Annotated in this window: 17 protein-coding genes and 1 pseudogene; 2 read left to right on the forward strand and 16 right to left on the reverse strand. The window is 70.3% G+C overall.

The genetic code is table 11. The annotated features are described in order from the left end of the window. Positions 1-109: 109 nt before the first annotated feature. From OG883_RS24375 to leuA, 3 genes are all read right to left on the reverse strand, one after another. The gene (locus OG883_RS24375; RefSeq protein ID WP_266544599.1) at positions 110-2,197 is read right to left on the reverse strand and encodes an MMPL family transporter; all 2,088 of its coding nucleotides are present in this window, start codon (positions 2,195-2,197) and stop codon (positions 110-112) included. Positions 2,198-2,372: 175 nt separating this feature from the next. Next, the gene (locus OG883_RS24380; protein WP_266544602.1) at positions 2,373-3,065 is read right to left on the reverse strand and encodes a TerB family tellurite resistance protein; all 693 of its coding nucleotides are present in this window, start codon (positions 3,063-3,065) and stop codon (positions 2,373-2,375) included. Between the two features lie 232 nt (positions 3,066-3,297). Next, on the reverse strand, positions 3,298-5,067 hold the full coding sequence (leuA, locus tag OG883_RS24385; protein ID WP_266544605.1) for a 2-isopropylmalate synthase: 1,770 nt from the start codon (positions 5,065-5,067) through the stop codon (positions 3,298-3,300). Between the two features lie 326 nt (positions 5,068-5,393). On the opposite strand from leuA, the gene OG883_RS24390 reads away from it, so the two are divergent. Both OG883_RS24390 and OG883_RS24395 read left to right on the forward strand, forming a co-directional pair. Beyond that, complete coding sequence (locus OG883_RS24390; protein ID WP_266544607.1) at positions 5,394-6,455, forward strand: M4 family metallopeptidase; 1,062 nt, start codon at positions 5,394-5,396, stop codon at positions 6,453-6,455. 127 nt (positions 6,456-6,582) lie between these two features. Continuing rightward, positions 6,583-6,849, forward strand: coding sequence for a protealysin inhibitor emfourin (locus tag OG883_RS24395; protein ID WP_266544610.1), 267 nt, complete (start codon positions 6,583-6,585; stop codon positions 6,847-6,849). 118 nt (positions 6,850-6,967) lie between these two features. Here the strand turns inward: OG883_RS24395 and era are convergent, their stop codons facing one another. The 13 genes and pseudogenes from era to OG883_RS24460 form a co-directional block, all read right to left on the reverse strand. Then, the gene (era, locus tag OG883_RS24400; protein ID WP_266544612.1) at positions 6,968-7,909 is read right to left on the reverse strand and encodes a GTPase Era; all 942 of its coding nucleotides are present in this window, start codon (positions 7,907-7,909) and stop codon (positions 6,968-6,970) included. A 20-nt stretch (positions 7,910-7,929) separates the two neighbouring features. After that, on the reverse strand, positions 7,930-8,883 hold the full coding sequence (locus OG883_RS24405; protein ID WP_266544615.1) for a DUF916 domain-containing protein: 954 nt from the start codon (positions 8,881-8,883) through the stop codon (positions 7,930-7,932). A 79-nt stretch (positions 8,884-8,962) separates the two neighbouring features. Next, positions 8,963-10,306, reverse strand: coding sequence for a beta-xylosidase (locus OG883_RS24410; RefSeq protein WP_266544618.1), 1,344 nt, complete (start codon positions 10,304-10,306; stop codon positions 8,963-8,965). Positions 10,307-10,776: 470 nt separating this feature from the next. Then, entirely contained in the window at positions 10,777-11,130 is a 354-nt protein-coding gene (locus tag OG883_RS24415) for a cytidine deaminase (protein WP_266544621.1), read from the reverse strand. Between the two features lie 83 nt (positions 11,131-11,213). After that, the gene (locus tag OG883_RS24420; protein ID WP_266544624.1) at positions 11,214-11,924 is read right to left on the reverse strand and encodes a hypothetical protein; all 711 of its coding nucleotides are present in this window, start codon (positions 11,922-11,924) and stop codon (positions 11,214-11,216) included. 89 nt (positions 11,925-12,013) lie between these two features. Beyond that, positions 12,014-12,142, reverse strand: a pseudogene (locus tag OG883_RS24425) (XRE family transcriptional regulator); the annotation flags it as partial. A gap of 182 nt (positions 12,143-12,324) precedes the next feature. Further along, on the reverse strand, positions 12,325-12,675 hold the full coding sequence (locus tag OG883_RS24430) for an MmcQ/YjbR family DNA-binding protein (RefSeq protein ID WP_266544627.1): 351 nt from the start codon (positions 12,673-12,675) through the stop codon (positions 12,325-12,327). After that, positions 12,672-13,952, reverse strand: a complete 1,281-nt coding sequence (locus tag OG883_RS24435) for a hemolysin family protein (RefSeq protein ID WP_266544629.1) — start codon at positions 13,950-13,952, stop codon at positions 12,672-12,674. The genes OG883_RS24430 and OG883_RS24435 overlap by 4 nt, the downstream gene beginning before the upstream one ends. Further along, entirely contained in the window at positions 13,949-14,446 is a 498-nt protein-coding gene (gene ybeY, locus OG883_RS24440; RefSeq protein WP_266544631.1) for an rRNA maturation RNase YbeY, read from the reverse strand. Before ybeY ends, OG883_RS24435 begins: the two co-directional genes overlap by 4 nt. Before the next feature lie 31 nt (positions 14,447-14,477). Further along, complete coding sequence (locus OG883_RS24445) at positions 14,478-15,506, reverse strand: PhoH family protein (protein WP_266544634.1); 1,029 nt, start codon at positions 15,504-15,506, stop codon at positions 14,478-14,480. A 267-nt stretch (positions 15,507-15,773) separates the two neighbouring features. Then, a complete protein-coding gene (locus OG883_RS24450; protein WP_266544637.1) occupies positions 15,774-16,880 on the reverse strand; it encodes a carbohydrate kinase family protein in 1,107 nt (368 codons plus the stop codon). Positions 16,881-16,985: 105 nt separating this feature from the next. Then, positions 16,986-18,281: a glucarate dehydratase family protein gene (locus tag OG883_RS24455; RefSeq protein ID WP_266549394.1), complete on the reverse strand. Its 1,296-nt coding sequence runs from the start codon at positions 18,279-18,281 to the stop codon at positions 16,986-16,988. A gap of 158 nt (positions 18,282-18,439) precedes the next feature. Continuing rightward, positions 18,440-19,441 (reverse strand): adenosine deaminase, encoded by a 1,002-nt coding sequence (locus tag OG883_RS24460; protein ID WP_266544639.1) that lies wholly within the window; start codon positions 19,439-19,441, stop codon positions 18,440-18,442. Positions 19,442-19,453 lie beyond the last annotated feature (12 nt).

Here is a 19,453-nt window from a genome sequence, read left to right on the forward strand (position 1 = left end):
TCAAGCCCCGCCGGCGATTGAGGCGCGGGCCCCAGGGCAGACCCCGGGTTGCGGGAAGGGGCGGGGTGGGGAACACACCCCGCCCCGGGCATCCGCGGCGGGCGACGGGTCACGCCCGCCCAGCCCGCTCCGGCTCCCGCTGCCGCACACCCACCGCGGCGGCTCCCGCGCCCACCGGTCGGGCGAGAGCGCCCGGCCACCACACCCACCGCCCCAGCAGCAGACTCGCGGACGTCACCAGATATGTCCGCACCAGGAACGTGTCCAGCAGGACGCCCACCGCGACGACGAAGCCCATCTCGACCAGCGGCACGAGCGGCAGGTTCATCAGCACCCCGAACGTCGCGGCCAGCACGATGCCCGCCGAGGCGATGACGCCACCCGTCGTGCGCAGGGCGGTCAGCGCAGCGGCCGCCGGTTCCGCCCCGGACAGGGCCTCCTCGCGCATCCGGTGCATCACGAAGATGCCGTAGTCCACGCCCAGCGCCACGAGGAAGACGAAGGAGAGCAGCGGCAGCCCCGGGTCCATGCCCGGGAAGCCGAAGAGCGGCTCGAAGACCAGCCCGCCCAGACCCATCGCCGCGCCCCACACCGCGACGACCGCGACAACGAGGATCAGCGGCGCGACGAGGCTGCGCAGCAGGGCGATCAGGATCAGCAGGACGGCTACGAGCACCAGCGGGACGACGACCATCCGGTCCCGTGAGTTGGTCTCCTCCAGGTCCAGTTGCTGCGCGCTCGGACCGCCGACGTAGCTGCCGTCCAGTGCACCGCGCAGTGCCTTGATGGTCGCGGTCTCGCCTGCCGTCTCGGGCGCGTCCTTGCCGAAGACGGAGAGCTCGGTCCATCCGTCCGCGCTGCGTCCGCGTTCGGCGGACACCACTCCGGGAGTCGTACGGGCCCGGGCGAGCGCCTCGTCCGCGGTGTCCGCCGGTGTGACCACGCTGATCGGCTGGCTGCTGCGGTCGGGGTAGGCGTCGGCCAGGGTCCGCATGGCGGAGACGGATTCGGGCCGGTCGGTGAAGCTGTCCTCCTGGGCGAGGTTGCCGGGGAGGTTGAACGCACCGAGCGCGAGGGCCCCGAGGAGGGCCGCGCCGGAGGCGAGGACGGCCACGGGCCTGCGCCCGGCGGAGCTGCCCATCGCGGCGAAGAGCGAGCGACGTGCCTTGGGCTCGCTGTCGTACGCGGGAATGAGCGGCCAGAAGACCCGGCGGCCGAGCAGGACGAGCACGGCGGGCAGCAGCGTCAGCATCGCGGCCAGCGCACAGACCACACCCACCGCGCCGACGGGACCGAGCCCGCGGGCGCTGTTGAGGTCGGCGGCGAGCAGGCACAGGAGCCCGGCCGCGACGGTCCCCGAGGAGGCGAGGACGGCCGGCCCGCAGCCGCGCAGGGCGGCGCGCATCGCGTCGTACGGCTGTGGGACGCGCCGCAGCTCCTCGCGGTACCGGGCGACGAGCAGCAGGGCGTAGTCGGTGCCCGCGCCGAAGACGAGGACGGTCATGATCCCCGCGCTCTGGCTGGTGACGGTGAGGTCGAAGCCCTGGACGAGGCCGTAGATCACAGCCCTGGTGGTGAGGGCGGCAACGCCGACGACGACCAGCGGGACCAGCCACAGGAACGGGCTGCGGTAGGTGAGGATCAGCAGGACGGCGACGACGAGGACGGTCGCGATCATCAGCGTGCCGTCGATGGACTCGAAGACCTCCCCCATGTCGGTCTGCAGGGCGCCCGGTCCGCCGACCTCGACGCTCAGCCCTTCGACGCCGCTCACTCTCTTGCGGACGTCCTCGACGAAGGCTGCGCGCGCCTCCTCGTCGGAGCCGGGCCCCGTGGTCGACACCGGGATCATCAGGGTCGTGCCGTCCCTGGAGGGGATGCCCTTCGCAGGACCGGTGAGTGCGTGTGCGGCGGCTATCTCCCCGGCCTGCCGGTCCGCCACCGCACGGTCGGCCGCGGTCAGCCCGCCGCCGCGGTGGTAGACGAGGACGAGATCGGTGGACTCGCCACCGGGCAGCTCCTGCTGGATCTGTGCGACCTGGGTGGAGTCCGCGTTCGCCGGGAGGTAGTCCACGATGTTGTCGCGCTGTACGTCGCCGAGTTTGCCGGCGAAAGGCCCGGCGAGGGCGAGGACGGCGATCCAGAGCGCGAGCACCGCCCACGGCACGACTCGACGCCTCTTGTGTACGGGCCCCATGGGTGTCTCCCCTTCATCACGGGTGTCCGGTGTTGGATTCCGTCACCAGACTCCCGTCGGGGAGCGCTCGATTCGTCGCGCGGACGGCCGAGACGGGGGTTACTGCGCCGGGCGGCGCCGGCCGGAAATTACTCCCCAGGGAGTACGCGCAGGCAGTACGCGCAGGGAGTACGGACTACAACGGCGTACGGGCCGCCGCCAGCAACCGCGCCGTGTCGTCCGCGCGCAGCTGCAGCGCCGCGCCGACCGTCGTCAGCACCTCGCGCTCCGCCGGGCTGTACGGGCCGTCCGCGAGGGCGATGCGCGCGCCCTGAAGCAGGATCGACTCCCGTCCCGCCGGGGCCAGATGCGGTGCGAGCGGCTCCAGTGCCTCATGGAGCTCGATGGCGAGTGCCGCTCCGTACGGCCCGGTGTCGGTGACGAAACGGCCGGTGTCGGCCGCGAGCGCCTCGATCAGGGCCGTCAGTTGGTCCTCCGTGCAGTCGTCGAGACCTGCCGCGCGGACCGTCGCGACGGCGGTCTCCCGCACCGGACGCGAGGAGGTGCCGCCGGAGGCGAGGACGGCAAGGGCGACGGTGTGGACGGCGTCGCGGAGCATCGCGGAGAAGCGGGAGGTGGTGGGGTGGTCGAGGGCGTCGGTGCCGAAGTGGGCCTGACAGGCGGTGCATTCGACGACCGGGCCCGCCAGGCCGCGCGGCAGCAGCGGGACACCGAGAAGTGTGAAACGGCGGCGGCCGGTACGGCGGCGGTAGTTGCGGTCGCCTCCGCAGTCGGAACAGAAGAACTCGCCGTCACCGACGGTGTTCCAAGAGGTGTAAACGCCGCAGACCGGCACTTTTCGGCCGAATAGTCCTCGGGCTGGCAGCACGTCGCACCTCCGTAACTCCCCCGTAGCCCTCTGGGCACGGGAGGCACCCCCGCGGCAACATTGCCGCGTGCACGTGATGTTAGCCACATCGATGATGCTGCGTCAGCACCCCCGGCAGCAGTACGCCAGGACATGGCCGATTCCACGCCCTGCGTGCCCGCCTTCGCCCCGTACGCACCGCGTCCCCCGGCCACTGCCCGAAAGCAGCGGACGGGGGACGCGGTGAAGGTGGCTAGCGGGCCGCGCGGTTGACGGCCGAGACGACCGCCTTCAGCGACGCACGCGTGGTGTTGGCGTCGATGCCCATGCCCCACAGCACCTGGCCGTCGATCGCACACTCGATGTACGAGGCGGCCTGCGCGCTCGCTCCCTCGCTCATCGTGTGCTCCTGGTAGTCCAGCAGCCGTGCGTCGACACCGACCGCGCTCAGCGCCTCGAAGAAGGCCGAGATCGGGCCGTTGCCGGAGCCGGTCAGCACGGTCTCGGCGCCGTCCACGACCGCCTCGACGGTCAGGGTGTCGATACCGTCCGTGTCGGTGGTGGTCTGGCCGGAACACAGCTGGATACGGCCCCATCGGGCCGCGGCGTCGCCCGGGTTGGGCAGGTACTCGTCCTGGAACGCGGACCAGATCGCCGTCGGCGTGATCTCGCCGCCCTCGGCGTCCGTCTTCGTCTGGATGATCTTCGAGAACTCGATCTGCATCCGGCGCGGCAGGTCCAGCTTGTGGTCGTTCTTCAGGACATAGGCGATACCGCCCTTGCCGGACTGCGAGTTGACGCGGATGACCGCCTCGTAGGAACGGCCGACGTCCTTGGGGTCGATGGGCAGATACGGCACGGCCCACTCGATGTCGTCCACGGTCTTGCCCTGGGCGGCCGCGTCGGCCTCCATGGCGTCGAAGCCCTTCTTGATGGCGTCCTGGTGGGAGCCGGAGAACGCGGTGTAGACGAGGTCGCCCGCGTAGGGGTGGCGCGGGTGGATCTCCATCTGGTTGCAGTACTCGCTCGTACGACGGATCTCGTCGATCTGCGAGAAGTCGATCTGCGGGTCGACGCCCTGCGAGAACAGGTTCATGCCCAGCGTCACCAGGTCGACGTTGCCGGTGCGCTCGCCCTGGCCGAACAGGCAGCCCTCGATACGGTCCGCGCCCGCCATGATCGCCAGCTCGGCGGCGGCGACGGCGGTACCGCGGTCGTTGTGCGGGTGGACGGACAGGCAGACGTACTCGCGGCGCGACAGGTTGCGCGACATCCACTCGAAACGGTCGGCGTGCGTGGAGGGGGTCGAACGCTCCACCGTGGCGGGCAGGTTGAGGATGATCTCCCGGCCGGCCTCGGGCTGCCAGACGTCCATGACGCCCTCGCAGACGTCCAGCGCGAAGTCCAGCTCGGTGTCGGTGAAGATCTCGGGGCTGTACTGGTAGCCGAAGATCGTCTCGTCGGTCAGGATCTTCTCGGCGTACTCCATCACCAGCCGGGTGCCGTCCACGGCGATCTGCTTGACCTGCTCCTTCGAGCCGCGGAAGACGACGCGGCGGAAGGTGGGGGCGGTGGCGTTGTACAGGTGGACGGTGGCACGGTGGGCGCCGCGCAGCGACTCGACGGTGCGCTCGATCAGCTCTTCGCGCGCCTGCGTCAGGACGGAGATCGTCACGTCCTCGGGGATCGCGCCGTCTTCGATGATGGAGCGTACGAACGCGAAGTCGGTCTCGCCGGAGGACGGGAAGCCGACCTCGATCTCCTTGTAGCCCATGCGGACGAGCAGGTCGAACATCTCGCGCTTGCGGGCCGGCGACATCGGGTCGATCAGAGCCTGGTTGCCGTCGCGCAGATCGGTGGACAGCCAGCGGGGCGCAACGGTGATCCGGTTGTCGGGCCAGGTGCGGTCGGGGATGTCCACGGCCTCATAGGTGCCGTACTTGTGGATCGGCATCCCGGAGGGCTTCTGGGTGTGGGTCGCGGTGGTGACGGGCGTGGGGCGACCGACGGAAATATCAGACATTGCGTGGGGCTCCTCGTGTGTCCACTGGGACGGCCGACGGGTCGTGATCACCGCAACACCAAACTCCGCGGGGAGGGGGTCGGCCTACGACTACAGGCCCTCGCCGCGGCAGCTAAGGAGAAGCAGCCCGAAACGCATGATGGAGTGAGCCTAGCCGAGCGGCACGGAAACGGCGGTCCCGTATCAGTATGCGGGACACTCATTCCGTTCCGGTCAAACGGTGCTGTATCACACTAGGCACACCCGCAGGCCTCCGTATCACTCCATTTCATCAATCATGGTGGCAACCAGTGACAGCGGCGCGACCCAGTGTCACATTGCCTGACATGGACGAACGCCATCCCATCTTCTGCACCATCGTGCCGCCCCATGTCCTCGACAAACTGGCGCGCGCCGAGGACCCCACGCTCTCCGAGCCGGCCTGCCGCACTCTCGAGGCGGACGCCGCCCAGCGCACCCGGCGCCGGCTGACCACGGTCGTCGGCACACGGGCGGCCCTCGCGCCCCGCGGTCCGGCGCCCGACAAACCGCAGCGCACCATCCACGACTGCCGTCACGGCACGGAGCTGCCGGGCACAAAGGTCCGCGCCGAGGGCGACGAGCCCGGCAAGGACGCCACCGTCAACCGCGTGTACGCGGGCCTGGGCGCGACGTTCGAGCTGCTGCTGACGTCGTACGGGCGCAGTTCGCTCGACGGCGAGGGCCTGCCGCTGATCGCCAGCGTCCACTACGAGGAGAACTACGGGAACGCCTTCTGGGACGGCGACCAGATGGTCTTCGGCGACGGTGACGGCGAGATCTTCCTCGACTTCTCCATCCCCGTCGATGTCATCGCGCACGAGCTGGCCCACGGCCTGACGCAGTACACGGCGAATCTGAGCTACTTCGGGCAGCCGGGCGCGCTGAACGAGTCCATGTCGGACGTCATCGGCTCGCTGGTCAAGCAGTACACCCTCGACCAGCGGGCGGATCAGGCCGACTGGCTGATCGGCGCGGGTCTGCTCGCGCCGCGGATCACCGGGGTCGCCCTGCGCTCCATGAAGGAACCCGGTTCGGCGTACGACGACGATGTGCTCGGCAAGGACCCGCAGCCGGGGACGATGGACGACTACGTCCGTACCGGCCGGGACAACGGCGGTGTGCACATCAATTCCGGCATCCCCAACCACGCCTTCTATCTGCTGGCCACACAGCTGGGCGGGAAGGCCTGGGAGCGGGCGGGGCAGATCTGGTTCGACACCCTGACGGGCGGCGAGCTGGCCGTGGACGCGGACTTTGCGAGCTTCGCCCGGCTGACGGTGGCGGCGGCGCAGGCGCGTTTCGGTGACGGGGAGGAGCATCAGGCGGTACTGAAGGCCTGGTCGCAGGTCGGGGTGCCGACCGGCTGAGCGGTTCGGGGCCGGGTGGCCGGAGCCGGGTGGCCGCGGGCCGCCCGGCTCGGTTCCGCCCTGCCCGCCCACTGCCCCGCTGCCGCCCCGGTTTCGTCCGGGCCTGATCCGTACTAGAACGGGACCCATGCGTATACAGGTGAGGCGTACGGGAGGATTCGCCGGCATCGAGCGGTTCGCGGAGGTGGACACCTCGGGGCGGACCGATGCGAGCGAGTGGCATGCCCTGGCCGAGCAGGCGGTGGCCGACTGCCGGGCCACGCCACCGATCGGGGTGCCGGACGGGTTCAGCTACCAGATCACGGTCGACGGGCACACGGTCTACTGCTCCGATCCCCGGCTGTCCGACGCTCAGCGTCAGCTGATATCCCGCGTCCTCAAGGAAGGTTCCTGAGGCCGCGCCTGAGGAAATTCCTGACGGAAGTCGCGGGACCCACCGAACCTGACGGCACAGACATGCGGCTCGGCGCGGGAGGCCGGTTCCTCCCGGCCCGAGCCGCCGCCCGATTCGGTCAGAAGCCCAGCTTGCGCAGCTGCTTCGGGTCCCGCTGCCAGTCCTTCGCGACCTTCACGTGCAGATCCAGGAAGACCGGCGTGCCCAGAAGCGCCTCGATGTGCTTGCGGGACTTGGTGCCGACCTCCTTCAGCCGCTTGCCCTGCGGGCCGATGATGATGCCCTTCTGGCTCGGGCGCTCGATGTAGACGTTCGCGTGGATGTCCAGCAGCGGCTTGTCCGCCGGGCGGTTCTCGCGCGGGAGCATCTCCTCGACGACCACCGCGATCGAGTGCGGCAGCTCGTCCCGTACACCTTCCAGCGCGGCCTCGCGGATCAGCTCCGCGACCATGACGACCTCGGGCTCGTCGGTGAGGTCGCCCTCCGGGTAGAGCGGGGGGCTCTCCGGGAGCAGCGGGATCAACAGGTCGGCCACCAGCTGGACCTGCTTGCCGCCGACCGCCGAGACCGGGACGATCTCCGCCCACTCCATGCCCAGCTCCTTGCCGAGCTGGTCGATCGCGATCAGCTGCTCGGCGAGGGTCTTGGAGTCGACCAGGTCGGTCTTGGTGACGATCGCGACCTTCGGGGTCTTCTTGATCCCGGCGAGCTCCTTGGCGATGAACCGGTCGCCGGGGCCGAGCTTCTGGTCGGCGGGGAGGCAGAAGCCGATCACGTCGACCTCGGCCCAGGTGGTGCGTACGACGTCGTTGAGCCGCTCGCCGAGCAGGGTGCGCGGCTTGTGCAGTCCCGGGGTGTCGACCAGGATCAGCTGCGCCTCGGGGCGGTGCACGATGCCGCGCACGGTGTGCCTGGTCGTCTGCGGCCGGCTGGAGGTGATGGCCACCTTCTGGCCGACCAGAGCGTTCGTGAGGGTGGACTTGCCCGCGTTGGGGCGGCCCACGAAGCAGGCGAAACCTGCCCGGTGGGGGGCGTTGCTGTCTTGGGTACGAGCGCTCATGGCGCCCATTGTCCCTGATGTCACGGGCCCTCCGGTACGCGCGCCCGCACGTGCCGCACTCTGGCCCACACTCCGGCTCCCGCAAGGGCCACCGCGAGCACCACCGCGACCAGCCACGGCAGTGCGAAGAAGGAGGCTCCGGCGGACTCGCGTACGTCCCGTGCGCTGGCGGTGAGCTTCACCTCCCCCCATTCGAGCTGGGGTGCGCCCGCCCAGTGTTCGGTGAGGCGGATCCTCTGGCGCGGCAGCAGCTCCGAGGGGATCTTCTTCAGATCGCGGGAGAGCAGATCACGGCCGAAGAGGCCCTCGGCCTTGAGGGCGACCTTGGGGTTGAGGGTGACATTGCCGCGGTTGTAGAGCGTGTACGAGATCAGGGCACTGCTCTCGCCGGTGCCGGGCACCAGGGGCTGATCATGGGTGAGTTCGACGTCCTCGACGGAGAGCGCGGGCACGGTGGGGCCGTTCACCCGCAGATAGATCCGCGCCCCGACCGCCTGCTGCACGCCGACGGCGACCGAGCCCGAGGCGGGGCCGACGCGCTCGTCGAGGGCCACCAGCGCGCCGGGGTGGTCACCGGGCTCGGCCTCCTCGGGGACGGTGAGCGTGTACGGCACCGTGACCGAATCGTGCGGCGGGACGGTGACACGGTCACGCTCGGGGCGGGCCCACGCGCCGACGCCGCGCTGCTTCTCCTTCCGGGTGCGTACGGCGAATCCGCCGTCCCGTTCGGTGTTGTACGCGTCGGCGGCGTACAGCCGGAAGGTCAGCGGGGCCGCGGTCTTGTTGGTGACCGTGACCGTGTCGGTCAGCGTCGCGCCGGGATCGGCCGAGAGATAGAAGTAGGGGCGTCCGCCCAGCTCGGAGGCGGTGGGGTAGACGGACCAGTTGCCGTTGTCGGCGGCGTGGGCGGCCGGGGTGCCGCTCAGCAGGAGGGCGGCCAGGACCGGCAGGATCACGTACAGCAGCTTGCGCATGGTGCGGAGCCCCCCGGGGTTCGAAGCGGGCCGACCGGGTGCGCGCCCGGCCCGCTGTTTGTGGCTCGGTTCGCCGCGGTCAGGTGAGCGTGAGGGTCAGCACACCGGAGTACGCGCCGGGGGCGGTGTACGCCGGTACGTTCAGCGAGACCTTCGCGTCCACGGTGAACTCACCACCGGTGAGCGCCCCGTTGGGCGTGGAGGCGAGCGTCGCGCCCGCGCTGCCGACCGGTCCTGCGGAGCCGGCCGCACAGGTGCTGGGACTGCCCTGCTTGGTGGTGCAGGCCGGTGTCCAGCCGAGCTTGCCGGCGTCGATCTTCCCGCCGGGCCCGGTGAAGTCGGTGACCTTGCCGGTCAGGGACCAGCCCGCGGGACCGCCGCGGAAGTCCTTGACCGTCACCGTCTTCAGATCGCCGGTGGATGCCCCGCCCGCGCCGAAGTCGACCGCCGACATCGCGACGGTGTCACCGGCCTGGGACATGGACAGCGTGCCTGGCGCGACCGAGGCATTGAGCTTCTGGCTGTTCTCGGGCAGCGGGGTGTCGTCGACGACCGTGTACGCGGCCGGGCCTGCGCCCTTCGCCGCGTCCCAGGCCGCGCCCTCGTACGCGACGATGCCTGTGGTCGCCTTGTCGTTGACCACCGGCTGGGCGGTGAATCCGCCGGTGGCGTCGGCCTTGACGGTCATCCTGTCGGCGGTCTCGGCCGCCCCGGCACGTCCGACGAGAGTGATGTCGGCGAGCGGGGTGAACTTGGCGCCGGTCACGGTGACCCGGTCACCGGGCTTGCCGGAGGCCGTGGCGAGCTGGATGGTGCGCTCGTTGGCTCCGGGGGCATCCGTCGCGACGATCGTCTGGGAGACGGGCGCGGGCGGACTGATGACCGTGCAGGGGGTGTCCAGCTCCATGATGTAGCTGGTGTGGATGTTGTAGTCGCCGGGCGAGAGGGTGATCGAGCCAGGCTTGGTGACCGTGAAGGTGCCGGTCATCGAGAACGACGGGAACGCTCCCTTGCCGGGGACCGGCGGGTTCTTCTTGGGTCCGGTGACGGTGACGCTGCCCGGCTGGGCACCGCCGAGGGTGACCTTGCCGCTGGGCGTCATGATGTCGGCCGGCAGCGCGAGGTCGACCGGGTTGCTGGCGGCCGGCTTGACGACGGTGTACGTGACCTTGACGGTGTCGCCGACCTTGGGTGCGGCGTTGTCGACCGTGATCTCCCCGGTCGTGGTGCCGTCGATGGGCGGAATGCCGGCGATGGGCGGCGGTACGCAGTGGGTGTCGAAGTCCACCGGCGCAAGGGCCGCGGCCATCGCGGGCGCGGCGAGCGACGCCGCACCCGCGACCAGTGCGACGGCCCCCAGCGCGGCGGTCCACCGCCGTCGGCGGACGGCGGGCCTGCGGGGTCTTCGGGCGGCTGACAGCATGATTGCCCCCTTCTGATGAGTGCGGACGCGGCGGCTCTTCCGCGGCGGCAGGGGGCCATTGACGGCCGGGGGCGATGAGAAGTCAATGGAATCGAAATGCACCATCTGATGACCCATCAGATGGTGTCAAGATCCGCGTTTCCGCAGGCCACAAGAGGAACCGGCGCCACCGGAAACGGTGACGCCGGCCCTGGCACACCGCCCGGACCGGTCGAGGACGAAGCACCGGCGACTGCGCCGGCGTGGCGTCGCCGCTCACCCCGAATCCAGAAGATCGTCATCCGCAGGGCGGCCCCGTCGACGTACGAGTCCAGGCTGTCGCCGGAGGTGACGGCCCCGCTCGGCGGAGGTGACGGCCCGCTCGGCGGAGGCGCGGCCCCGCTCGGCGGACTCGGGAGTACGCGAGGGCAGACGGGAGCAGGTGGGAGCGGACGGAGCAGACGGAGCAGACGGGAGGACCTGAGGGGTCGTCAGCCCGCGGTGACCGAGGCCTTGAGCTCCCCGTCAGGACCCGCGAGCAGCACCGGGGTCGCGGCCCCGCCCAGGTCCCGTACCGCCGCGCGGTCCGCGTCGGAAGCGGCGTCGGCCTCGGAAACGAGGGCCGCTGCCTCCAGCGACTGCGCGCCGCTGGCGACGGCCATGGCAACGGCGGTCTGCAGCGCGCTGAGCCTGAGCGAGTCCAGCGCCACGGTCCCGGCGACGTAGGTCCGCCCGGTCTCGTCCCGTACGGCGGCGCCCTCGGGCACCCCGTTGCGGGCGCGGGCACTGCGCGCCAGCGTGATGATCTTGCGGTCCTCGGGGCCGAGGTCGGTGCTCTGGGTCATGCCCCGAGCATAGATCGGCCCCGGCGAACGAAACGGCGCAGGCCCCGGTGCCGGGGCCTGCGCCGTTCGCGCCGGGACGAGCGTCAGCTCTGCGCGCCCTTGACGAACTTGTCACCCGCACGCTTGACCAGGTCGTCGAAGTCCTTGGCGAGCTTCTCCTCACCCGGGACGTGGGCGATGCGGGCCACGCCGTTGCCCTGGCGCATCACGAGGAGGTTGGAACTGATGCCCTGGCCGAGGCCCGGGATCTGCAGCGTCATCTTGAAGGTGAGGGACTCCTCGGCCGCCTTCGGCGCCGCAAGCGTCTCGACCTTGACCGGGAAGCCCTCGTCGCCGGTGACGGCGAACGACTTGCAGACGCCCACCGCGTCACTGAGCGCCTTCATGTGGTCCACGGCACCGGTGCCGGCGAAGGTGTACACCTGCTCGCTGAGGATGGAGGTGCCGGCGGCGCCCTCGAAGTCGTGCGTGTCGCCCATGGTGGCGCCCTCGACCTTGCCCGACAGGACCGTGCCGAGCGCCTTGCACTCCGGCTTGTCCACCTTGGCGATGTCGTCGTCCTTGGCGGCCGGAGAGGACTTCCAGCCGGCCGGCAGGTCCTTGACCTCCAGCAGCGCGGCCTTCATCTGCGCGGCGGTGAGCGGCGCGGCAGGCTTCTCCTCACCCTTGTCCTTGGCCTTGTCACCGGCGGCGGCGGGCTTCTTCTCGTCCTCGGTGCCACAGGCAGCCGCGGAGAAGCACAGCGCGGAAACGGTGAGAGCGGCGGCCACGCCGCGGCGCATACGGATACGCATGAAAGTGGTACTCCCCTTGAATCTCAAAAACACTGGGGAGTTCCCCCCTCCCCGATAACGGGCAGAGGATATACATACTCGCCGGTCAGCCCCCTGACCGGGTATGCCGTACCCCGCCGCCCCTCCGGGCTCGCCGGCCGCTGAAGCTTCGCCGCCGTGTCCGCCGCCGGCAGCGGTGTGTGCAGCACGATCCTCGGAAACGGGAGGGCCGGAACCCGGAACCCGGCGACGACGCCGGACGCGTTCCGGTCCCAACTGCGCTCCCTGGAGCGGTAGTCGGGTCGGCGCCGCCCGTCTGCACCGGCGGACCGTGGCGCTCGGCAGCCAAAGGGCGGATCGATCTCGCCGGCGCGGGTGAAGAACCAGGCAGCCCGCCACCCACCCCCGGCCGCCGCCGGAGCTACCTGTCCAGGCGCAGGCGTTCCGCCCTCGGCAGGCCCGCCACCACCAAGTCGTACGAGTCCTCGATCAGCTCGCGGACCAGCCCGTCCGGGAGCCCGCCGACCGTGACCGTGTTCCAGTGGCGCTTGTTCATGTGCCAGCCCGGGACGATGGCCGCATGGTCCCCGCGCAGCCGCACCGCGTTCTCCGGCTCGCACTTGAGGTTCACCTTGAGAGGCTCCGCGCCCAGCGCGCTGAGGGCGAACAGTTTCCCCAGAACCTTGAACACCGAGGTCTCGGGCCCGAACGGGAACTCCTCGACCGCCGCGTTGAATTGCAGGCAGAACGCCCTGAGCTCCTGCGGGGTCATGCGGGGTTCCCCTCCGGCTCCGCCAGCACCGTGACGATCTTGTTCCGGCGACCGGCCGGGGACTCGGCCGTCAGCCGCAGCTTCCGCCCGTCCGGCAGCTCCACCACCGCGGAGGCACCCGCGATCGGCACCCGGCCCAGCGCCTTCGCCAGCAGTCCGCCGACCGTCTCCACGTCCTCGTCGTCCAGCTCGTCCAGGCCGTACAGCTCCCCGAGGTCCCCGATGTCGAGACGCGCGGTGACCCGGAAGCGTCCGTGGCCCAGCTCCTCGACCGGCGGCAGTTCACGGTCGTACTCGTCCGTGATCTCGCCGACGATCTCCTCGAGGATGTCCTCGATCGTGACGATGCCGGCCGTACCGCCGTACTCGTCGATGACGACGGCGACGTGATTGCGCTTCTGCTGCATCTCGCGCAGCAGGTCACCCGCGTTCTTGGTGTCGGGCACGAACACCGCGGGCCGCATCGCCGTGGAGACCAGATCCGACTCCGCCTCCCGGTTGATGTGCGTCTTGCGCACCAGGTCCTTCAGATAGACGACACCGACGATGTCGTCCTCGTTCTCCCCGGTGACGGGGATACGCGAGAAACCGGAGCGCAGCGCCAGCGTCAGCGCCTGCCGGACCGTCTTGTACCGCTCGATGGAGACCAGATCGGTGCGCGGGACCATCACTTCGCGCACCAACGTGTCGCCGAGCTCGAAGACGGAGTGCACCATCCGGCGCTCGTCGTCCTCGATCAGGGACTCCTGCTCGGCGAGGTCCACCATCGCCCGCAGCTCCGCCTCGCTCGCGAACGGGCCCTTGCGGAAGCCCTTTCCGGGCGTGAGCGCATTGCCGAGCAGGATCAGCAGCTGTGGGATCGGGCCCATGACGCTGGCCAGCGGCAGCAGAACGTACGCCGAGGCGGTGGCGGTGTTCAGCGGGTGCTGACGGCCGATCGTGCGCGGAGAGACGCCGACGGCCACATACGAGACGAGCACCATCACCGCGATCGCGACGAGCAGCGCCGCCCAGGTCTCGTCGAACTCCTGCAGGCAGACGTAGGTGACCAGCACGCCGGCCGCCATCTCGCACGCCACCCGCACCAGCAGAGCCACATTGAGATAGCGGGTCGGGTCGGCCGCGACCTGTTCCAGCTTCGCCGCGCCGCGCCTCCCCGCCCGTACGGCCTCGGCGGCACGGAAGCTGGAGACGCGCGCTATGCCCGCCTCCGCGCACGCTGCCAGCCAGGCGACGACGACCAACAGGATCGCACCGAAGATCAGTTGGCCGGTCATGAGACGGTCGGCGCCGGGGACGGCCCTGTCAGTCCCTTCTCCGCCCTCCAGCTGTCGACGATCGCGGCCTGGAGGCCGAACATCTCGGCCTTCTCGTCCGGCTCCTCGTGGTCGTACCCGAGCAGATGCAGCACTCCATGGACGGTCAGAAGCTGGAGCTCCTCGTCCATGGAGTGCTGCGTCGGGGCGTCCTCGCCCTGCCGCTTGGCGACTTCGGGGCAGAGCACGATGTCACCGAGGAGCCCCTGCGGGGGCTCCTCCTCGTCCTTGACCGGGGGCCGCAGCTCGTCCATCGGGAAGGACATGACATCGGTCGGGCCGGGCAGATCCATCCACTGGATGTGGAGCTGCTCCATGGCCGCGTCGTCCACGACGATCACCGAGAGCTCGGAGAGCGGGTGAATACGCATCCGCGCGAGCGCGTAGCGGGCGACATCGAGGATCGCCTGCTCGTCGACCTCGGTTCCGGATTCGTTGTTGACGTCGATCGACATGGTGCGCTGCTACTTCTCTCGTCCGCGACCGCTAGTGCCGCTGCCCGTTCTGGCCGTCGTACTTCTCGTACGCGTCGACGATACGGCCGACGAGCTTGTGCCGGACGACATCCTGGCTCGTGAGCCGGGAGAAGTGGACGTCCGCGACGCCTTCGAGGATGTCCTGGACCTGCCGCAGTCCGCTCTTCGTGCCGCTCGGCAGGTCGACCTGGGTGACGTCACCGGTGACGACGATCTTCGAGTCGAAGCCGAGCCGGGTCAGGAACATCTTCATCTGCTCGGCGCTGGTGTTCTGCGCCTCGTCGAGGATGATGAACGCGTCGTTGAGCGTCCGCCCACGCATGTACGCCAGGGGCGCGACCTCGATCGTGCCCGCCGCCATCAGCCGCGGGATCGAGTCGGGGTCGAGCATGTCGTGCAGCGCGTCGTACAGCGGCCGCAGATACGGGTCGATCTTCTCGTAGAGGGTGCCGGGCAGGAAGCCGAGCCGCTCGCCCGCCTCCACCGCGGGCCGGGTCAGGATGATGCGGTTGACCTGCTTGGACTGCAGGGCCTGCACCGCCTTGGCCATGGCCAGATACGTCTTGCCGGTACCGGCGGGGCCGATGCCGAAGACGATCGTGTGCTTGTCGATCGCGTCGACGTACCGCTTCTGGTTGAGGGTCTTGGGGCGAATCGTCCGGCCGCGGCTGGAGAGGATGTTCTGGGTGAGCACCTCGGCCGGGGTCTCGCTCCCGCCCTCGGCCTGGCCGTTGTCGCTCGCCCTGAGCATGGCGATCGAGCGTTCCACTGCGTCCTCCGTCATCGGCTGCCCGGTGCGGAGCACGAGCATCATCTCGTCGAACAGGCGCTGGATCAGAGCGACTTCCACCGCGTCTCCGACCGCGCTCACCTGATTGCCCCGGACATGTATGTCGGCTGCCGGGAAGGCCTTCTCGATCACGCGCAGCAGGGCGTCACCCGAACCCAGGACCGTCACCATCGGATGCTTGGCGGGGACGGTGAAGTGGGCTCGTGCCTGCCCCGGCGCGGGGGTCTGGGCTGTGGGTGTCTGAGTCATGGGCCGGCTCTGTGGCCTGCACATACCTCCCGTTGCAGGGTTCTCGCTGCTCGACAACCTCTGGGACACCAAGCGTACGACCTGACACTGACAAGACCGAGGGCTTTTTCCGGCGGAGCTCGGCCCGGGGCCCCGACGGGGCTCTGTCGGGGCTCTGCCCGGGCCTTCCGGGCGCCCGCCGGGGCTCGTCCTGGGCGCCCGCCGGGAACGTCCGGGGCGTCGTCCGGGGCCGCCCCCGGGGAGGCCCGCCGTGCCGCGGGGCGGGCCTCAGACCGAGCGGCCGAAGCCGATCGTCGGTACGGCCCTGCGCAGTGGCCACGGCCTGCTCGGCGCGGGCAGCACCGCCTCCAGGAAGGCGTACCGGCGCAGGGCCGCCGGGTCCTGGTCGTCGCAGCCCTGGACGTACTGCCACCAGGCCGCGATCTCCGACCAGCCCGGCGCCGAGAGCGAGCCGCCGAACTCCTGCACCGAGAGCGCCGCGGTCAGGCCCGCGAGAGCCAGGCGGTCCTCGAGCGGCCAGCCGGCGAGCGTGCCGGTGACAAAGCCGGCCACGAACACGTCCCCGGCGCCGGTCGGGTCGAGCGCCTCCACCGCGATCGCCGGGACCTGGGCGCTCTCGCCGGTCGAACCGTCCACGGCGTACGCGCCCTCCGCGCCCAGGGTGACCACGGCGAGCGGGACCTTCTCGGTCAGGGCGTGGGCGGCGGCACGCGGGCAGTCGGTGCGGGTGTAGCGCATCGCCTCCTCGGCGTTCGGCAGGAAGGCCTCGCAGTGCTCCAGATCGGCGAGGTCGGCGGGGTCCCAGCGGCCCGTCTCGTCCCAGCCGACATCGGCGAAGATGCGCGTGCCGTTGCGGGCGGCCTGGGTGATCCACTCGGCGCGGCCGGGGGTGAGGGAGGCGATCGCGGCCCGGGTACGCGCCGGGCACAGGAGGCCGTGCTCGGTCGGCGGCGCCTCGTGTCCGTGGGAGACCATCGTGCGCTCGCCCTCGTACGCCATCGAGACGGTGACGGACGAGTGCCAGCCGGGCACGGTGCGGGACAGCGACAGGTCGATGCCCTCGCCCTGTTCGAGGGCGTCCCAGCAGTACTCGCCGTAGTGGTCGTCGCCGAAGGCCGCCGCGAGGGAGGTGCGCAGGCCGAGCCTGGCGAGGGCGGTGGCCATGTTGGCGACGCCGCCGGGGCTGGATCCCATGCCCCGGGCCCAGGTCTCGGTGCCCCGCACGGGGGCGGAGTCGAGGCCGGTGAAGATGATGTCGAGGAAGACGTTGCCGGTGAGGAAGACGTCGCAGGGCGGATCGTCGGAGGTCCGCAGTGCCGCCAGCGGGTCCAGGCCGGCCGTGTGTTCCGGATGCTCTCCGTGCCGAGTGCTCACCGTGCGCTCCCCGTACGTGGTGCGGATCAGGACAGTGTGCCTGATGGAGCAGGAGGGGGCAGTGGATGCGCACTCGCGTGCCTGGTCCGGTGGGCCCGGCAGCCGCTACCAGCGCGGGAGGGCGGGAGTCGTCCAGTCCTCGTAGCCCTTCGCCCTGCGCATGGCGGCGGCGTCGTCGCGGTCGCGCATCGTGCCGTCGTCGTCGAGCCAGCGCCGGTGGAGACGGCCGAGGGCCTCCCGGTCGAGTGCGACACCGAGGCCAGGGGCGTCGGAGACCGTCAGCCGGCCGTCCCGGAAGACATGGCGCGCGGTGATCACGTCGTCCCTCTGCCAGGGGTAGTGGCTGTCGCAGGCGTAGTCCAGGTTGGGAACGGTCGCGGCGACGTGGGTCATCGCGGCGAGGCTGACGCCCATGTGGGTGTTGGAGTGCATGGACAGGCCGACCCCGAACGTCCGGCAGATCGCTGCCAGTTCGCGCGTATTGCGCAAACCGCCCCAGTAGTGGTGGTCGGAGAGGACAACCTGGACCGCGTCCTTCATGAAGGCCTCGCGGATCTCCGCGAAGGTCGTCACACACATGTTGGTGGCGAGCGGGACATCGGTCCCGGCCGAGACCTCGGCCATGGCGGGGGTGCCGGGCGCCGGATCCTCCAGGTACTCGAGTACGCCCTTCAGTTCCTCCGCGACCCGCAGTGAAGTCGTTGCGGTCCAGCCGCCGTTGGGGTCGAGCCGCAGCGGGTGCCCCGGGAAGGCCTCGGCAAGTGCCCTGACCGCGGCGATCTCCCGCTCGGGCGGGAAGACGCCGCCCTTGAGCTTGAAGGAACGGAAGCCGTGGTCGCGTACGAAGCGGCGCGCCTGCTCGACGATCCCGGCCGGATCGACGGCCGCGCCCCAGTCGTCCCGCTCGCCGCCCCCGGGGTGCTCCGCCCAGCGGTAGAAGAGATACGCGCTGTACTCGACGGTGTCGCGGACCTTGCCGCCGAGGAGGGCGTGCACCGGCTGTCCGTACGCCTTGCCGAGGGCGTCCAGGCAGGCGACCTCGAAGGCCGAGACGATGGAGAGCCTCAGCTTGTCGGCGGTCCGGACGCCGCGCAGCCCGCCGACGTCGATGGCGTCCTCGACACACTCGTCGGTGACGCCGAACTGGTTGGCAAGGGTGAACAGGCCGTTGAGGTCGGCGACGGAGTGTCCGGGCAGCAGCGCGGCGTACGGCCGGGCCAGCTCCAGGTACGTGGTGTCGCCGTACGTCTCACCGATGCCGGTGACGCCGCCGGCCGTGTCGATCTCCACGACCAGGCGCGGGGTGTACGGCTGGTGCACGCCCTGCACATTGAGCAGCGGCGGATCGCTGATGAGGACGGGCGTGAGCCGCACCCCGGTGATCGCGAGGTTCCTGTCCAGGTCCTCGGTCATGCCGCGACTCCGCCTCCCCGCACATCCCCACATAACCCCATACAAGCGACATTACAGACACACACATGGATGAGAAGGGAGATGAGATACGCGAACAGTGGACGTCAACACCCGCGCCGGCCGCAGCCGGCCGCCGACCGGGCCGGCTACTCGGGCCGTTCGAAGTCGTACGCCTCGACCTCGGCGATCAGACGCGCCCGCCGCTCCTCGTCGTCCTCGAGGAACGACGCCAGGAAGGAGTTGCGGGCGAGCTCGCGCAGCCGCTCGTCGTCGAGCCCCAGCGCCTCGTGCACCGCGTGGAAGGTGTCACCCACATAGCCGCCGAAGTACGCGGGGTCGTCGGAGTTGACCGTGCACAGCAGCCCCGCGTCCATCATCCGCCGCAGCGGGTGCTCCTCCAGGGTGTCGACGGCCCGCAGCCGTACGTTCGACAACGGGCAGAGCGTCAGCGGAATCCGCTCCCGCACCAGCCGCTCGACCAGCTCCGGCTCCTCCATGCAGCGCAGCCCGTGGTCGATGCGCTCGACACCGAGGATGTCCAGGGCCTCACGGATGTAGGCGGGCGGGCCCTCCTCGCCCGCGTGCGCCACCCTGCGCAGCCCGAGCGCGGCCGCCGCCTCGTACACCTCGCGGAACTTCGACGGCGGATTCCCCACCTCCGCCGAGTCCAGACCCACCGCCGCGATCCGGCCCAGATACGGCTTCGCCGCCTCCAGCGTCTCCATCGCGGACTGGGCGGACTGATCGCGCAGGAAGCACATGATCAGCCGGGTGGAGACGCCGTGCCGCTCCTCGCTGCGGTCCAGCGCGCGAGCCAGGCCCTCGATGACGGTGCCGAGCGCGACGCCGCGGGCGGTGTGCGCCTGCGGGTCGAAGAAGATCTCCGCGTGGCGTACGCCCTGCCCGGCGGCGCGCGCGAGATAGGCGTCGGCGAGGTCGGTGAAGTCGTCCTCGGTGTTCAGCACGGCCATCAGCCCGTAGTACAGATGGAGGAAGGACTGGAGATCCTCGAAGAGGTACGCGCGGCGCAGCTCCTCGGCGTCCTTGTAGGGCAGCAGGACGCTGTTGCGCGCGGCGAGCGCGAAGGCGAGCTCGGGTTCGAGAGTGCCTTCGATATGAAGGTGCAGTTCGGCTTTGGGGAGGGGCATTGCCCCATATTA

Origin of the sequence: Streptomyces sp. NBC_01142 (assembly GCF_026341125.1) — a bacterium.
GTDB lineage: Bacteria > Actinomycetota > Actinomycetes > Streptomycetales > Streptomycetaceae > Streptomyces.

Coding starts and splice junctions, on each gene's coding strand:
- OG883_RS24375 (WP_266544599.1), bottom strand. CDS start 2,197: ATGGGGCCCGTACACAAGAGGCGTCGAGTCGTGCCGTGGGCGGTGCTC.
- leuA (WP_266544605.1), bottom strand. CDS start 5,067: ATGTCTGATATTTCCGTCGGTCGCCCCACGCCCGTCACCACCGCGACC.
- OG883_RS24390 (WP_266544607.1), top strand. CDS start 5,394: ATGGACGAACGCCATCCCATCTTCTGCACCATCGTGCCGCCCCATGTC.
- OG883_RS24395 (WP_266544610.1), top strand. CDS start 6,583: ATGCGTATACAGGTGAGGCGTACGGGAGGATTCGCCGGCATCGAGCGG.
- era (WP_266544612.1), bottom strand. CDS start 7,909: ATGAGCGCTCGTACCCAAGACAGCAACGCCCCCCACCGGGCAGGTTTC.
- OG883_RS24405 (WP_266544615.1), bottom strand. CDS start 8,883: ATGCGCAAGCTGCTGTACGTGATCCTGCCGGTCCTGGCCGCCCTCCTG.
- OG883_RS24410 (WP_266544618.1), bottom strand. CDS start 10,306: ATGCTGTCAGCCGCCCGAAGACCCCGCAGGCCCGCCGTCCGCCGACGG.
- OG883_RS24415 (WP_266544621.1), bottom strand. CDS start 11,130: ATGACCCAGAGCACCGACCTCGGCCCCGAGGACCGCAAGATCATCACG.
- OG883_RS24420 (WP_266544624.1), bottom strand. CDS start 11,924: ATGCGTATCCGTATGCGCCGCGGCGTGGCCGCCGCTCTCACCGTTTCC.
- OG883_RS24430 (WP_266544627.1), bottom strand. CDS start 12,675: ATGACCCCGCAGGAGCTCAGGGCGTTCTGCCTGCAATTCAACGCGGCG.
- OG883_RS24435 (WP_266544629.1), bottom strand. CDS start 13,952: ATGACCGGCCAACTGATCTTCGGTGCGATCCTGTTGGTCGTCGTCGCC.
- ybeY (WP_266544631.1), bottom strand. CDS start 14,446: ATGTCGATCGACGTCAACAACGAATCCGGAACCGAGGTCGACGAGCAG.
- OG883_RS24445 (WP_266544634.1), bottom strand. CDS start 15,506: ATGACTCAGACACCCACAGCCCAGACCCCCGCGCCGGGGCAGGCACGA.
- OG883_RS24460 (WP_266544639.1), bottom strand. CDS start 19,441: ATGCCCCTCCCCAAAGCCGAACTGCACCTTCATATCGAAGGCACTCTC.